The following is a 14112-nucleotide window of genomic DNA, read 5'->3' on the forward strand; positions in this document are numbered from 1 at the left end:
CCCACCGATCTCCAACTCCATCTCCTGGACCTTCTCGACATCGATCCACGAGACCTACGCTGAAGATCACGCACCTGCGGAAAACGGGCCTAGCGTTCGCCCGGACGACGGCTCGTCCATCGGGCGGCCGGACTCCAGGTGTCCAAGGGCGATGAGTTTCGCCGCGGTTGGCGGTCTGTATCTCCGACACGCGATCAACCGCGCTCAAGGAGAGCATCATGCCCGCTACCTACACATTCGACGTCTTTTCCAGCCTCGACGGCTTCGGCGCCGCCGGCGGCAACTGGACTGGCTACTGGGGCAAGCAAGGCCCCGAGCTCCTCGACCACCGCCTCGCCCTGTACGGCGAGGAGCAGCGGATGGTCTTCGGGGCCAACACGTATCGGGCGTTCGCGCGGATGCTGGCCTCGAGCACCGAGGAGTCCGACGTGCGTGACCCATGGGTCACCCGGATGAGGAGCCTGCCGGCAACGGTGGTGTCGACCACGCTGGAAGGACCCCTCGACTGGCCGGATGCCAACGTCGTGAGCGGCGACGCCGTCGACGTCGTCGCTCGGCTCAAGGAGGAGTCCGAGGTGCCGTTGCGCTCGCACGGCAGCCTGTCGATGAACCGGGCGCTGATGGCCGCCGGTCTGGTCGACCTCGTCCAGGTGACGCTCTTCCCCGTGATCACCGGTCAGACCGGGCTGGACCCGATCTTCCAGGGTGCGGCCGACTTCGACCTCGAGCTGATCGAGCGCCGGACGCTCGACGGCCACATCCAAGAGCTCATCTACCGGCCCACTCTGCATGTCTGAGTCCATCCATGCACGCAGCCGAACCTGACCGGGAGTTCCCGCTGACCGACATGCCGACCGCTCCCATGGCCGCCCTGGTCACGCGGCTTGCTGATCGCCTCCCGGTTCGTCGGGTCGTTCGACGAACCGGCCGTTCTCGAACCTCGCGCCAGGCAAACCGAGCGGAGGGTCATACGGCGAGCGCGATGTACCACGCCTACAATCTCGGCCGTGGGCGCGGATGCGGTTGGGCTGATCGTGGACTGGGAGCCGGTTGCAGCCGCTTGCGCCTCCGCAGGGAGCATGCGGTTCGGCTACCGGGAGTGGAACCGTTCGCCGGGTCACTGTCCGTGCGGCCGGCGAAGCAGCCGGCCCGGCTGGAGACGGTCAACGGCCGGGACCGTGACCTGATGATTCTTCTGGAAGGTCCTGCGTGAGCGCCCCGCCGACCTGACCCGCGTGTGCGCACGCGCCGGGCAGGAGGCGGCCTACGGTGACCTGCCCGATCCTGGACCGAATCCAGTGAGCCTCACCGGTTGTAGAGCCTGCGTGCCCACAGATAACTGACCAGGGCGATGCCCGCGCTCCACACAGCCGCCTCCAGGAAGCTGGACCCGGCCGGACGCCCGGCCAGCAGCGCGCGCAGCGTCTCGATGACAGGGGTGGCCGGCTGGTGCTCGGCGAACCAGCGCAAACCGGCCGGCATCGACTCGGTCGGGACGAAGCCGCTGCCGAGGAACGGCAGCAGCATCAGCGGCATCGGCAGGTTGCTGGCCGTGGCCACGTTCTTGGTGACCATGGCGAGCGCGACCGACAGCCAGGTGATCGCGAAGGTGAACATGGCCAGCACACCGACCACACCGAGCCAGTCCAGCACCGAGGCGGATGGGCGGAACCCGATCAGCAACGCCACCACGGTCACCATGGCAATCGCGAGGAACGTCTGCACCATCGCCCCGAGTACGTGCCCGGTGAGCACCGAGACGCGGGCGATGGCCATGGTCTTGAACCTGGCGATGATGCCCTCGGTCATGTCGGTCGCCACCGAGATCGCGGTCCCCTGCGCGGCCCCGGCGATCGTCGTGATCATGATGCCGGGGGTGAGGTAACCGACGTAGGCGGCGCGGTCGGCGCCGATGCCCGCGCCCATGGTGCCGCCGAAGACGTAGACGAACAGCAGCAGGAACACCACGGGCACGGACGCGAACGTGAGGATCAGCGTGGGGTAGCGCCAGATGTGTTTGACCTGGCGCCGCAGCATCGTCGCCGAGTCGGTGATCGCTCTCATCGGGAGGGCTCCTTGGTCGAGGGCTCCTGGGTCAGGGTGAGGAAGACGTCGTCCAGGTCGGGGGTGTGCATCGACAGCTCGGCGACGTCGATGGCATGCGTGTCCAGCCATTCCAGGAGCTTCCTCAGTGTCCTGACTCCGCCGGAGTCGGGGATCTGGACGGTGAGCGCCGCGTCGTTGCCGGAGGTGGCGCCGACGTGGCCGGCCGCCCTGCGGTACCCGTCGGGGTCGGCGAAGCGTACGACGATGTGGCCGCCGGGGACCATTCGCTTGAGCTCCTCAGGGGTGCCTTCGGCCACCAGCCGGCCCTGGCTGAGCAGCGCGATGCGGTCGGCGAGTTCGTCGGCCTCCTCCAGGTATTGGGTGGTCAGGAAGATGGTCACGCCGTCCTGCTGGACGAGGTCCCTGACGATCTGCCACATGGTGCGGCGGCTGCGCGGGTCCAGGCCCGTGGTCGGTTCGTCGAGGAAGATGAGCTTGGGCGTGCCGACCATGGTCATGGCGAGGTCGAGCCGGCGGCGCATGCCGCCCGAGTAGGTGACCGCGGGCTTGCGCGCGGCGTCGGTGAGGTCGAAGCGCTCCAGCAGTTCGCGGACGCGCCTGCGGCCGTTGGCGCGGCCGAGGTGGAGCAGGTCGGCCATGAGTCGCAGGTTCTCCTCGCCGGTGAGGAAGCTGTCGACCGCGGAGAACTGGCCGGTGACGCCGATCGCGGCACGCACCTCGTCGGGTTCCTTGGCCAGGTCGTGCCCGGCGACCCGGATCTCGCCCGCGTCGGCCTTGATCAGGGTGGACAGGATCTGCACCGTGGTGGTCTTGCCCGCGCCGTTGGGGCCGAGCAGCGAGAAGACGGTGCCCTGCGGGATGGTGAGGTCGATGCCGTCCAGGACGTGGTGGGTGCCGTAGGACTTACGCAGCCCCGTCACCGAGATGAAGGTTCGCATCGCGTTCACCCCCGATCCCAGGTGACGGGCAGGCTGTGCACGCCGTACACCTGCGAGGGGTCGGTGCGCAGCGACAGCTCTTCGGCCGGTACGGCGAGCCGCAGCGTCGGGAAGCGGGTGAGCAGCGCGGGAAACGCGACACGCATCTCGATGCGGGCGAGCTGCTGACCGAGGCACTGGTGGACGCCGTGGCCGAAGGCCAGATGCCCGGCGGCAGAGCGGCGCAGATCGAGCACGTCGGGGTCGGAGAACCTGGCCGGGTCCCTGTTGGCGGCGTTGATCGCGATGATGACCGTGTCGCCCGCCTTGAGCTGCCTGCCGCCGAGCTCCACGTCCTCCAGCACGCCGCGCATACCGGTGGCGGCGACGGACAGGTAACGCAGGAGCTCCTCCACGGCGCCGACGGCCAGGCCGGGGTCGCCGCGCAGGGCGGTGAGCTGGGCCGGGTTGCTCAGCAGGGCGAAGGTGCCGAGCGCGAGCATGTTGGCGGTGGTGTCGAGGCCGGCACCGAGAAGGAAGGCGGCCACGCCGCCGAGCTCCTCGTCGGTCAGGTCGCCGCCGGTGGCCAGGTCGCTGAGCAGATCGTCGGTCGGCTCGGCCCGCTTGGCGAGCGCGAGCTCCCGCAGGTAGGTGCCGAGCTCGACGAAGGCGGCGTACTGCGCCTCAGGGGTCCCGGCGTCCGGCAGGGCCCGGGTGGAGCTCTGGAACTGGTCGCGGTCCTCGTACGGCACGCCGAGCAGCTCGCAGATCATCAGGGCGGGGATGGGCTGGGCGAAGACCTCGACGAGGTCGGCGGGCGGCCCCTGCCGCTCCATCGCGTCGAGCCGTTCGCGGGTGATCTCGGTGACCCGCTCGGTGAGCAGGTTCATCCTGCGGACGGTGAACTTGCCGGTCAGCAGCTTGCGGATGCGGGTGTGCTCGGGCGCGTCCATGCCGGTGAGGTCGCCGACGGGGGCGGGCGGCAGCTGCCCGCCCATCGACGGGTGGTACTGGGTTTCGTAGCGGGAGCTGAACCGCGGGTCGGCGAGGATCTGGCGGACCAGGTCGTATCCGGTGATCATCCAGACGCCGGGGGCGCTCTCGGGCGCGGCCACGCGGGCGATCGGCTGCTCTGCGCGCAGGGCGGTGAGCGAAGGGGCGGGATCGAAGGGACAGGCGGGTGCGCGGTCGAGGGACGGAGCGACTGGCTCATCGCGATAGTACGTGTTCATCACGATTGAAAGCTACGTTGCTTTCAGAAATTCTGTCAATCAATCGATGCATATAAATGCAGTTCAAAGCCGATAAACTGATGCGTTGACGGTGAAGATGAATGCAATGAAACATTGCATTGTGTGATGCCGAACGCAATAATGGTCTGATGTCAGAAGGAAGGTTGACCCAGCAGGACCGCCGGCGCATCGCGACCGGCCTCGCCGAAGGCCGCTCCTACGCCGAGATCGCCAGGCGGCTGGACCGGCCGACCTCGACGATCAGCCGTGAGGTCGGCCGCAACGGCGGCCCCAGTGACTACCGCCCGGAGCGGGCGCACCAGGCGGCAGCGCGGCGGGCGCGGCGTGGCACCCCGGCACGTTCGCCCGAGGCCGAACCCCGGGACCGCAAGGTCTTCGAGGTGGAAGAGGGAGCCGTCGAGATGGCGATCGGGATGGGCCTGCCGAAGATGATGGCGCGCGTGCTCATCGGCCTGTGGCTGAGCGAGGACGGCAGGCTCACTGCGGCCGAGCTGTCGCGCGGGCTGAAAGTCAGTCCCGCCTCGATCTCCACGGCGGTGGGCTACCTGACCCAGCAGGGGCTGATCAGGCGCGAACGTGATCCGCGGCGGCGGCGCGACATCTACGTGGTCGACGACGACGCCTGGTACCACTCGACGGTGATCAGCTCGCGGCAGACGCTCGCGGCGGCTGAGATCGCGAAGGCGGCGGGGGAGACGCTCGGGCTCGACACGCCCATGGGACGCCGCCTGGCCTGGGGCGGGGCGTTCCTGGAGAGGATCAGCCTGGACGTTCTGGCGTCGGCCGAACGCTGGCGCGACCTCCCGCCATGATCAGACCGCAGGGTGACGGAACTCCCGTGCGAGGTTCCCGAATGCGGGCTGACCGTCCGCCGGCCTGCGACGGGACGTCCCCGCCGCTACTGGCGTTCCTGTTCGGTCGGCGCACCTACAAGTTGTTCGCCGGCTCCTGGGGATCAATCGACCAGCTGCGCGCACATCCCATCGGCGTGGCCTTGAACGAGGCCCCCCAAGTACGTTGCCTCGACCACGCTCACCGCGCCGCTGGTGCCCCCGTCGCCGGCTGGAGCCCGAAGCCGATGGACGTCACGCTCGGCGCGGCGGTGGCCCGCCAATACCGTGCCGGCCGGGTGTTCTTCGTCGGCGACGCGGCACATGTCTTCCCCCCCGACCGGGTCCTACGGCGCCAGCACCGGCATCGCGGACGCGCACAACCTGGCCTGGAAACTCGCCGCCGTCCTCAACGGCGCGTTCGTCGCCCTGGTCGCCCCAGATGGTGGCGAATGGGTCTCGGCGGCCAGGACGGCGGCGGCATCACTGGGCGTCAAGCTGGACATTCACCCCATCGGCGTCGGGCTTCAGGATCCCGACGACCGGTTCCTGGACAGGTACGGCATCACGAGCACCGGCATGAGCCTGGTGCGGCCGGACGGGTTCGTGGGCTGGCGCGCCGATGTTCTGGGACACCAGCCGGAACACGAGCTACACCAGGTCCTTGCTCAGCTACTCGCCCGGGAGCACATCGACCACAATCGCTGAGACAAGGCAGCAGCCGTCGGCGGCGATGTTGCGCCACATGCCCGCGAAGTGCGCTGCCAGCGTGCTGTGTGTGGTTTGTGAGCGGCGGGCTGGAGGGTGGGGCCGTCCGCGTCACCTATCACCCAAAGGAACGGGCCAATGTCCCAACGTGCACTTTCGCCGGATCGTGCGGTGCGGCCACGCCGGCTGCGTCTGGTCACAGCTTCGGCGCTGGCCGTGAGCCTGGCCGTGGCCGCGGTGTCGCCGGCCGCCGCGGCGGCCACGCCGTACACCCCCGGCGGCGCCGAGGCTCAGATACGGCAGTTGGCGCGGAAGCTGGTGACCGCCGGGACGCCCGGCGTGATCGTACGGGTCGACGACGGCCGCGGCCGGCCGGTCGAGATCGCCGAGCAGGCCACCTGGACCAGACGGGACCACGTGCTCAAGTCCGAGGACGCGTTCCGGATGGGGTCCAACACCAAGACCATGACGGCCACGCTCGTGCTGCAACTGGTCGCCGAGGGCAAACTCGCCCTGACCGACCCGGTGGAGAAGTGGCTGCCGGGCAAGGTGCCCAACGGCGGGGCGATCACGTTGCGCATGCTGCTGAACCACACCAGCGGGCTGTTCGACTACGCCGAGGACGCCGCGCTCGTGCCGTCCATCCTCGGCAAGGACCGGCGGCGGTGGACCTCGGCGAAGCTGCTCGCCGTGGGGGTGAAGCACGATCCGCTGTTCGCGCCGGGTACGAAATGGTCGTACAGCAACACCAACTACGCCGCGATCGGCGCCGTCCTGGAGCGGGTCACCGGGGACAGCCTGGCCGATCTGGTCCGGGATCGGATCGCCCGGCCGCTCAACCTCGAACACACCTACTTCGCCACCGACGCCACCTGGCGTGGCCCCCATGCCCACGGCTACGAACGGGATGCAGCCCACATGCCGCCGGCGGTGCCGGCCGCGTTCAGGAACTTCGCCGGGGCGCGCCACCACGGACACGTGAACGTCTCCGGCAATGACCCCGGGTGGGGCGGGGCGGCCGGGGCGGTGGTGTCCACCACGCGGGACTGGTCCCGGTTCTCCACCGCGTTGATGTCCGGCAAGCTGCTGCCCGCCGCCCAACTGGCACAAATGCGCACCACTGTGCCGGTGGACCCGCGGCAGCCGGACGGACCCGGCTACGGGCTGGGCATCCAGACCGGTGCCCATCCGTGCGGCACGTTCTGGGGTCACGACGGCGGCATCCCCGGCTACCTCACCACCGGCATCACCGACCGCGCCGGCACCCGCTCGGCGGCCGTCCTCATCTCGACGGAGTTCTGGGCCGAGTTCGAGGCCGACCCGAAGATCGCCAAGGCCGCCCATGAGCTCCAGATGGCCGTGACCTGCACGATGTTCGGCAAGCCCGTGCCGGCCGCGGCTCCCCCTAGCTGACCGGTGCGGTGATGATCGCGGAGACCAGGTCTTCGGCCTCGCCCCGCGACATCGCCGCACCCGCGGCGTGCTCGGCGGCGAACCCCGTGGCGCCCAGGGCAGCCGTGGCCCGCTCCGTGATCGTTCGCACGTCGAGGTCGCCGAGATCGTCCCGGCCCCGCAGCACGGTGGCGGCCCCGAGCAGCCGCCCCGCCCGCTCGGGCCGGTCGTGGCAGAGCTCGATCGCGGCGGCCACGACCGCGATCGCGGCCGCGACCGGCGTGTGCCAGGTCAGCGTCATGTGCACCGCCGGGTGATCGAGCCGGCGTACCGCCTCGTCCGGGACACCCTCCGCGACGTCCACCTGGGCGAGCACGCCCAGCAGCAACGCGGTCAGGTGGGGGGTCGACCGGCCGGACGGCGCCTCGGCCAGGCCGGCCCGGGCGTGTTCGCCGGCCGGCCCCGGCCGCCGGGCCCGCCACTCCAGTCGTGCCAGGCCCAGGCACACCTGAGCTCGCGACTCCGCCGAACCGGCCCGCTCGACCTGGTCGAGCAGGGCCGTCAGTTGCCGCCGCCCGCCGTCCACGTCGCCGGCCTCCGCCCGGTGCAGCGCGGCCGCCACCTCGCTCTCCATCGTGTGCTCGGGCATGCCGAGTTCCTGGAAGTACCGGGTGGCCCGCTCGGCCAGCGCGGGCGCCCCGGCCGGCGCGCCGGACCGCTGCAACGCCGAATTCAGGGTGCTCAGCGTGATCGCCAGGCCCCACCGCTCGCCGAGTTCCTCGAAGCCGGTCAGCGCGCGCGACAGCAGGTGCGTCGCCTCGGCGGCGTGCCCGGTGTTCATGACCAGCACGCCGCGAACCATCAGAGCCAGCGACCGGCTCCACGGATCCGTCCACTCGGCCGGTACGGCTCCATCGTGTCCTGAGCTCACGGCGAGCGCCAACCGGGCCATCTCCAGAATGGGGTGGGTGCCGGGGGCGACACACTCCAGCGCCTTCCTGATCTGGTCGAAGGTCGCTTCCGCCTCGTCCGGCCGGCTGATGGTCTCGGTGGTGGCGAGCGCGTGCGCGACGACCACCAGCGCGCGTGCCTGCGGCTCGGCCGGGCCGGGGACCTGGAGCACCCGGCCGAGCAGGTCCAGCGACTCCGGCGGATGGTCCCTCAGGAACCAGTACCAGCACAGCGCGACGCCGAACCGGGCCGCCAGGCCGGCGTCGCCGGACTCGACCGCCCAGCGGATCGCGGCCGACAGGTTGTCCCGTTCCGCGGACAAGCGGGCCAGCCAGCGCAGTTGGTCCGACGTGCGCAGGTACGGGTCGGCGGTCTCGGCCAGCTGAAGGAAGAACCTGGCGTGCCGCTCGCGTACGACGTCGGCCTCGTCACGCCGGGCCAGTCGCGCGAGGCCGTACTCCCGGATGGTCTCCAGCGCGCGGTAGCGCGGCTCGACCGGGTCGGCGGGCTCCACCGAGTGCAACAGGGACTTGTCGACCAACGCCGTCAGCAGCTCCCGGACGTCGCCCAACCCGCCGATCGCCTCCGCCGCGTCCTCGGTGAAACCGCCGGGCACGACCGCCAGCCGTTCCAGCAATGATCGCTCGTCGGTGTCGAGCAGGTCCCAGCTCCAGGCCACCGCGGCGCTCAGGGTCCGGTGCCGCGGCAATGCCGTACGGCTGCCGCCGGTGAGCAGCCGGAAGCGGTCGTCCAGCCGTGCCGCGACCGCCTCGACCGGCAGGGCGCGCAACCGCGCGGCGGCCAGCTCGATCGCCAGCGGCAGGCCGTCCAGCCGGCGGCAGATCTCCACCACCGCCGTCAGCGTGCCGCCTTCCGGGGTGAAGCCCGGCCGCACCGCGGCGGCCCGGTCATGGAACAGCCGGACCGCCGCGCAGGCGCGGGCCCGCTCATCCGTCGCCCCCGGTTCGGGCAGCTCCAGCGGGAGCACCGGGTGCAGGGTCTCGCCGTCGATCCGCAGGGCTTCCCGGCTGGTGGCCAGCACCCGCAGCCTCGGGCACCGGCCGAGCAGGGCCCCGGCGAGCGTCGCGGCGGCCTCGATCACGTGCTCGCAGTTGTCCAGCACCAGTACCAGGTCGTCGTCCGCGAGGGTCTCGGCCAGGTGGTCCAGGACCTCGTCCGGGGTGACGGGCCGCGGCCGCACACCCTCCTCGCGCGCCCGCAACCGGTCGAGCACCACGCGGGGCACGTCGTCCGCCCCGACCGGGGCCAGCGGGACGAACCATACTCCGCCGGACGGAGTGAGCCGCCGGCCGACGGTGTTGGCCAGCCGGGTTTTGCCCGATCCTCCGGGACCGACCAGGGTGACCAGCCGGGCTCGACCGAGCAGGTCCATGACGCGGCGTACGTCGTCGTCGCGGCCCACGAAGCTGGTGAGCGGGACGTCCAGGTTGCCGTGCGATCGGCGGGGCCGGGGGAGTTCACCGCGCAACACCGCCAGGTGGGCCTCCTGGAGCTGCGGACCGGGATCGCTGCCGAACCTGTCCGCCAGCAGGCCGCGGATCCGCTGGTAGGCGGCCAGCGCCTCGGCGCCGCGGCCGTTCAGCGCCAGGGCCCGGATCAGCTGGGCGTGCAGCCGTTCCCGCAACGGGTGCACAGCGGCCAGCGACTCGAGCTCGGCGACCAGGTCGAGGTCGGCGCCCAGCGCGAGATCGGCTTCGACCCGGTCTTCCAGGGCGGCCAGCCGGGCCCGCTCCAGCCGTTCGGCCTCGGCGGCGGCGAACGGCGCTTCGCGCACGTCTGCCAGGGCAGGGCCGCGCCACAGGCTCAGCGCCTCGCGCAAGGTGGCGGCCGCCTCGGCGGGCCGGGACTGCGCGTACGAGTGCCGGCCCGCGCGGACCAGCCGCTCGAACCGGACGGCGTCGACCGCGTCCGGCTCGACGGCCAACCGGTACCCGGCCGGGCCCGATGCGAGCAGTTCGGCGTCGCCCAGGACGCGCCGCAACCGGGAGACCAGCGATTGCAGCGCGTGTAAGTGGTCGTCCGGCGCCACCTCGCCCCACAACGCCTCGACCAGGGTCGCCGGCCGTACGGCACGCCCGGCGTCCAGCACCAGCCGGGCCAGCAACGCCCGCAGCCGCGCGCCTCCGACCCGCGTCGGGCCGGCGGCGCTGTCCAGCGTCAGGGGACCGAGGACGCCGACGCGCACCTGTCCACTCGCATCTGCCATGGCCAGCACTTTGTCAGATAGCGAGGCGACATCTGGCAACCAAGGTTCGAGCCTCCCCGGGGAACGCCCTGCACGGCCCGGGCCCGCACCTCGGCGAACTGCCCGCCAAGCCCCTCGATCCGCTGCTTCCCTCCTACACAATGTCCGAAACCGCCCGCTACCTTACTTCCGTGGCACTCAAGAAGCTCGATGAACAATGGGCAGGAGACAACCTCGAAGATCTGGTCGCCTACTTCGGTGCAGATCCGCACGAGTACCTGGCACACCAGGTGGTGGCGGCACGCTGCGGCCGCTGCACAGGCCAGGTCTTCATTCTCGAAACGGATGAATCGTCCACATGTGTGCGGCGCACCTGCATCAGCTGCGATCAGGCCGTCTACATGCTGGACAGCGAAGAATACTGGCCGACGACAGAAGAAGACGCCGAAGCCACGTACTTCGTCGAGTGCACCTGCGGCTCGGACGAATTCGAGACCGCAGTCGGCTTCACCTTCTATGACGAGGCCCCGACCTCGGACATCCGCTGGGTCAGCATCGCGGTCCGATGCACGGCCGACGGGCTCATCGGCTATTGCGCGAGCTGGAAGATCGGCTATGGGCCCTCACACCACCTGGTTGACGCAGTCTGAACATCCAAACCCACCCGCGACACGCCAGAACTCCCGCTTGAGCCGATCCGCGACTGCCACGCTCTGATGCCGGCCCTGTCTCCTGGCCTTGAGGGTGCCATCAAGATCAGTGCGGTTGGGCCTGCCTGAGATGCCCGATGCTGCAGCCGGATCCAGCACAAGCGATGCGGCTCGCGGGGATCATCACGAACTTGCGCGAACGGATACGCGAGGCCACCGAACGGTGATGGCCAGGGCCAGCCCCGCGGCGACGAGCTGAGGCCAGCCGACCAGCCCCAGGACGGAACAGTCGTGCGGCGCAGAGGTCGCAAGCTGGGCGATCACTTCGAAGAACGCGGAGAAGAGCAGCACGACCGCGAGGACCGGCCCCACCACGCCTCCCCCGAGCACCGCGCCGATCGCGGCCATGCTGATCAAGATGCCCGCGCCCACGGCTCTGGACAGGTGGTCGGAGACCTCCGCCCACGGACCCTCGAGCTGTGCGAAGCAGCCGGGGAGGCCACCGGAGCAGGTGGAGATGAGCGCCGCCAGCGCGGTCCTGGCGAATGGGATGAGGACGATGCCCGTCCAGCAGACCGCCCGCGGCCGGGGCATGGGCGCCCGCCGTTCCCCGCGCGCCGGCAGGAGGGCGACGACCACGGCCGCCTGACATGAGAGTGACATCCAGGGGGAAAGCTGCGGGCCGCACGGGTTCGTGTAGGGGATGACGAGCGTGGGCGCGTTGATCGCCAGCGACACCGCCGCGGCGATCGCGCCGAGCACCGGAAACCGTCGTGGCGCCCAGATGGCGAGCAACGCCAGCACGGCCGGCAACACCGGGACGGTCCACAAGGCGGCGTCCCAGATCGCCGCGCGCAGCGGGGTCGGCTCGGGCCACGTGGCCGGAGCCCAGCCGCAGAAGGTGCCGGGATGCAGGAAGAGCAGGAGGCTCGGCGTGGCGGCGGCCAGGATGGCCAGGAGGCGGAACATCGGCTAGGTCCGTCCAGGCAGGCGAGCGCGGGAGGCCAATGCCAGCACCCCCGCGATCAGGTACGGCCAGTCGAACAGTTCCAGGGGGCTGGAGCAGTTGTGCGGCGCGTTGGACAGGAGCCAGGCGGCGGGCTGGAACAGTGCGGGCACCAGCAGCACCAGGCCACAGAGCGGTGCGGCCCGCCAGGAGCCCCATCGTGACCACGCTCGAAGGCACCCTCGCCAAAGCCCTTCACCGAGATCGTCATCAGGCTGGGCCTCGGCGACGACGACGCCGTCACACCCGAGGCCACGATGCAGTTGCTCGAGCCGGTGATCGCCCTCCTGCGGGACCTCCCCGAGCAGGACCGGCAAGTCCTCGCCGACCTGATCAACCAGTTCGCGCACCAGGAAACCGGCCCTGAGCGGCACTCGGCTGCCTGGGAAACGTCCGAAACCCTGGGACTCCTGGCCTGAGGGCATCACTGCTCGAAGCGACCAGCCAAAGTGCCCTGATGAAAGTAGACGCGCCAGCCAGTCTCCGTCAGGCGCCACAGAGAGCTCCGCCACGCCCGGCGCCCCTGATTGTCAGCAAAGTACGTCAGGTGAACAACTCCCCGAGCCAGCACGACCCCAGACATCTTGCTGACCTTGACCGGCGACTCCGGAGCCACCGATCCCGCCATCACCGTGAGAATCGACTCCGCGTCCCACCAGCGTCCAGAGGCTCCGATCTCGGTGAACTCCGGATCCAGAAGTTCCCGAACAAGGGCCGGAGAAGCACGCACCTCAGGATCGAGAAGCCGCAACTCACCATCGATGGCCGCTTGCACTGCCCGCTCATTCTCGTCCGTCATGCACGGATCCTACGAACGCGCGTCATCCCAGGCACAGCGAATATCCAGCCCGAAGCGATCAGCACCGTCCGGGGATCGGATCACGGTGCGGTCGCTCATGCCGAGTTGGCGGGCGATGGAGCGCGGGCTGTGCCCGACCGCCCTCAGTTCGTGGATTCTGGCGTGCTTGGCACGGGTGCGGTCAGCGAACCGCGTCGAGCCTTGGAAGGCGCAGTCTGCAGATCTCCTCGGTGGTCGTCTCGCGAGGGTCGGGTGCCTTGATCGACACCTTGCTGCCCCATCGGCTGTAGCGGGTGTCGACATGCAGAGTCCTGCCAGCCGGCTCGCCCAGAGTTCCGCGAGCCGGTCCGTGGGGGCTGTCGGCGGCCGTGTACGTGCTCTGCACTCTGCTGACCAGGCCGTAGGACAGCTTTGTGCCAGCCTCCCAGCCGTCGCGGGCGGAGTGGCCCATCCAGTGGAGACCTTTTCGCGTTCCTTGAAGGTGATCGTGCCGGTGGCGACGTCGTTGGTGCCGTACGACGGCGTTTCCGCGCCATGCCATCTGCGGTGAACGTGCTGCTGGCGCCGGCGGTCGCTGCGCAAGCTCGGCGAGCCGTGCGGAACGTGGTGACCAGGGAACGCGTAGATGATCACCGGGCCCGGCTCGCGCGGCTCGAAGCCGACGCGGCGGCGGGCGACGCCGAGCCGGCCGTGCTCGACCCGGGTCCCGGGAGTACGCCCAACTGCTGGCCGAGAAGGAGCAGCAGCTCATCCGGAGCAGCGATCCGCGCGCGTGAGCTGGCCGACGCGGGGCGGTCGGGCAGCAGGTCGGCGACGGCGGTACGGATCGAGACCCGGCTCACGTCATGCTCGCGGGCGAGGACCGCGATGCTCGCGCCGTCGCGGAAGGCCTGCCGCACCTGCTTGACGACGCCGAGCTGGGCGAGGCGGGGGAGGCGTCCAGAGCGGGCGCCCTGCGCCCAGGCCGCCGCGAGCCCGCCGCGGGTGGGCTCGTTGTGCAGGTCGCGCTGGAACTGCCCGACCGAGACCAGGACATTGACCAGCATGGTGGTGGTCGCGTCGGTGGCGGCCAGGCCGACGATGCCCGACAGCGTCCCGGACGGCACCTGCGGCTTCACGCCGTGGGCGCGGCACCATTCCCGGACCGCGAGGATGTGCCGGTTGAGGCGGTGCGCGAAGCCGACCTGCCGCACGGTTTCCTGCCGTTCGTACATCTGGGTCCCCGCTTCGGTGAAGCCGTGTCCGCGAGCGCCGAGGCCCTCCGACGGATGCTGGACTGACCGCTTTCAGTTTTCCGTCCCTTTAGGACACCGTGTTTTCCGGTAAAGGTGAG

At 70.3% G+C, this 14112-nt stretch carries 14 protein-coding genes and 1 pseudogene; 7 read left to right on the plus strand and 8 right to left on the minus strand.

Annotated features, from left to right (window positions below):
- Positions 1-218: 218 nt before the first annotated feature.
- Entirely contained in the window at positions 219-797 is a 579-nt protein-coding gene (locus ACIBQ1_RS59555; protein ID WP_397292252.1) for a dihydrofolate reductase family protein, read from the plus strand.
- A gap of 508 nt (positions 798-1305) precedes the next feature.
- Here ACIBQ1_RS59555 and ACIBQ1_RS59560 read toward each other — a convergent pair.
- From ACIBQ1_RS59560 to ACIBQ1_RS59570, 3 genes are read right to left on the minus strand one after another with little or no spacing between them, the layout of a single operon-like run.
- Positions 1306-2064: an ABC transporter permease gene (locus tag ACIBQ1_RS59560; RefSeq protein ID WP_397292254.1), complete on the minus strand. Its 759-nt coding sequence runs from the start codon at positions 2062-2064 to the stop codon at positions 1306-1308.
- Complete coding sequence (locus ACIBQ1_RS59565; RefSeq protein WP_397292256.1) at positions 2061-3005, minus strand: ATP-binding cassette domain-containing protein; 945 nt, start codon at positions 3003-3005, stop codon at positions 2061-2063. Before ACIBQ1_RS59565 ends, ACIBQ1_RS59560 begins: the two co-directional genes overlap by 4 nt.
- A gap of 5 nt (positions 3006-3010) precedes the next feature.
- A complete protein-coding gene (locus ACIBQ1_RS59570; RefSeq protein ID WP_397292304.1) occupies positions 3011-4216 on the minus strand; it encodes a cytochrome P450 in 1206 nt (401 codons plus the stop codon).
- Positions 4217-4380: 164 nt separating this feature from the next.
- Here ACIBQ1_RS59570 and ACIBQ1_RS59575 point away from each other — a divergent pair, with 164 nt between their 5' ends.
- From ACIBQ1_RS59575 to ACIBQ1_RS59590, 4 genes and pseudogenes are all read left to right on the plus strand, one after another.
- Complete coding sequence (locus tag ACIBQ1_RS59575) at positions 4381-5049, plus strand: helix-turn-helix domain-containing protein (protein WP_397292257.1); 669 nt, start codon at positions 4381-4383, stop codon at positions 5047-5049.
- A 266-nt stretch (positions 5050-5315) separates the two neighbouring features.
- Positions 5316-5363: pseudogene (locus ACIBQ1_RS59580) on the plus strand (hypothetical protein); the annotation flags it as partial.
- Between the two features lie 28 nt (positions 5364-5391).
- Positions 5392-5775 (plus strand): FAD-dependent monooxygenase, encoded by a 384-nt coding sequence (locus ACIBQ1_RS59585; RefSeq protein WP_397292259.1) that lies wholly within the window; start codon positions 5392-5394, stop codon positions 5773-5775.
- A 138-nt stretch (positions 5776-5913) separates the two neighbouring features.
- Complete coding sequence (locus ACIBQ1_RS59590; protein WP_397292260.1) at positions 5914-7188, plus strand: serine hydrolase domain-containing protein; 1275 nt, start codon at positions 5914-5916, stop codon at positions 7186-7188.
- Here ACIBQ1_RS59590 and ACIBQ1_RS59595 read toward each other — a convergent pair.
- Entirely contained in the window at positions 7181-10345 is a 3165-nt protein-coding gene (locus ACIBQ1_RS59595; protein WP_397292262.1) for a BTAD domain-containing putative transcriptional regulator, read from the minus strand. The two genes, ACIBQ1_RS59590 and ACIBQ1_RS59595, sit on opposite strands and share 8 nt — an antisense overlap.
- Positions 10346-10515: 170 nt before the next feature.
- Here ACIBQ1_RS59595 and ACIBQ1_RS59600 point away from each other — a divergent pair, with 170 nt between their 5' ends.
- Positions 10516-10974, plus strand: a complete 459-nt coding sequence (locus ACIBQ1_RS59600; protein WP_397292263.1) for a hypothetical protein — start codon at positions 10516-10518, stop codon at positions 10972-10974.
- Positions 10975-11157: 183 nt separating this feature from the next.
- Here the strand turns inward: ACIBQ1_RS59600 and ACIBQ1_RS59605 are convergent, their stop codons facing one another.
- Both ACIBQ1_RS59605 and ACIBQ1_RS59610 read right to left on the minus strand, forming a co-directional pair.
- Positions 11158-11943 carry a hypothetical protein gene (locus tag ACIBQ1_RS59605; protein WP_397292264.1) on the minus strand — a complete coding sequence of 262 codons (786 nt, stop codon included), beginning with the start codon at positions 11941-11943 and terminating at the stop codon, positions 11158-11160.
- 3 nt (positions 11944-11946) lie between these two features.
- Entirely contained in the window at positions 11947-12093 is a 147-nt protein-coding gene (locus tag ACIBQ1_RS59610) for a hypothetical protein (protein ID WP_397292265.1), read from the minus strand.
- A 144-nt stretch (positions 12094-12237) separates the two neighbouring features.
- On the opposite strand from ACIBQ1_RS59610, the gene ACIBQ1_RS59615 reads away from it, so the two are divergent.
- Positions 12238-12399: a hypothetical protein gene (locus ACIBQ1_RS59615; protein WP_397292267.1), complete on the plus strand. Its 162-nt coding sequence runs from the start codon at positions 12238-12240 to the stop codon at positions 12397-12399.
- Between the two features lie 5 nt (positions 12400-12404).
- Here ACIBQ1_RS59615 and ACIBQ1_RS59620 read toward each other — a convergent pair whose 3' ends face one another.
- Together ACIBQ1_RS59620 and ACIBQ1_RS59625 are read right to left on the minus strand one after the other, a co-directional pair.
- Complete coding sequence (locus ACIBQ1_RS59620) at positions 12405-12779, minus strand: DUF4440 domain-containing protein (RefSeq protein WP_397292268.1); 375 nt, start codon at positions 12777-12779, stop codon at positions 12405-12407.
- Between the two features lie 629 nt (positions 12780-13408).
- On the minus strand, positions 13409-13993 hold the full coding sequence (locus ACIBQ1_RS59625; protein ID WP_397292270.1) for a hypothetical protein: 585 nt from the start codon (positions 13991-13993) through the stop codon (positions 13409-13411).
- Between the last annotated feature and the right edge of the window lie 119 nt (positions 13994-14112).

The sequence above is a fragment of the Nonomuraea sp. NPDC050153 genome, from assembly GCF_044460125.1.
In the GTDB taxonomy this organism is placed as follows: domain Bacteria; phylum Actinomycetota; class Actinomycetes; order Streptosporangiales; family Streptosporangiaceae; genus Nonomuraea.

What these genes read in the sequence shown, in the direction of transcription:
- ACIBQ1_RS59555 (WP_397292252.1), top strand. Translation starts at nt 219, where the DNA reads ATGCCCGCTACCTACACATTCGACGTCTTTTCCAGCCTCGACGGCTTC.
- ACIBQ1_RS59560 (WP_397292254.1), bottom strand. Translation starts at nt 2,064, where the DNA reads ATGAGAGCGATCACCGACTCGGCGACGATGCTGCGGCGCCAGGTCAAA.
- ACIBQ1_RS59565 (WP_397292256.1), bottom strand. Translation starts at nt 3,005, where the DNA reads ATGCGAACCTTCATCTCGGTGACGGGGCTGCGTAAGTCCTACGGCACC.
- ACIBQ1_RS59570 (WP_397292304.1), bottom strand. Translation starts at nt 4,216, where the DNA reads ATGAACACGTACTATCGCGATGAGCCAGTCGCTCCGTCCCTCGACCGC.
- ACIBQ1_RS59585 (WP_397292259.1), top strand. Translation starts at nt 5,392, where the DNA reads ATGTCTTCCCCCCCGACCGGGTCCTACGGCGCCAGCACCGGCATCGCG.
- ACIBQ1_RS59590 (WP_397292260.1), top strand. Translation starts at nt 5,914, where the DNA reads ATGTCCCAACGTGCACTTTCGCCGGATCGTGCGGTGCGGCCACGCCGG.
- ACIBQ1_RS59595 (WP_397292262.1), bottom strand. Translation starts at nt 10,345, where the DNA reads ATGGCAGATGCGAGTGGACAGGTGCGCGTCGGCGTCCTCGGTCCCCTG.
- ACIBQ1_RS59605 (WP_397292264.1), bottom strand. Translation starts at nt 11,943, where the DNA reads ATGTTCCGCCTCCTGGCCATCCTGGCCGCCGCCACGCCGAGCCTCCTG.
- ACIBQ1_RS59615 (WP_397292267.1), top strand. Translation starts at nt 12,238, where the DNA reads ATGCAGTTGCTCGAGCCGGTGATCGCCCTCCTGCGGGACCTCCCCGAG.
- ACIBQ1_RS59620 (WP_397292268.1), bottom strand. Translation starts at nt 12,779, where the DNA reads ATGACGGACGAGAATGAGCGGGCAGTGCAAGCGGCCATCGATGGTGAG.
- ACIBQ1_RS59625 (WP_397292270.1), bottom strand. Translation starts at nt 13,993, where the DNA reads ATGTACGAACGGCAGGAAACCGTGCGGCAGGTCGGCTTCGCGCACCGC.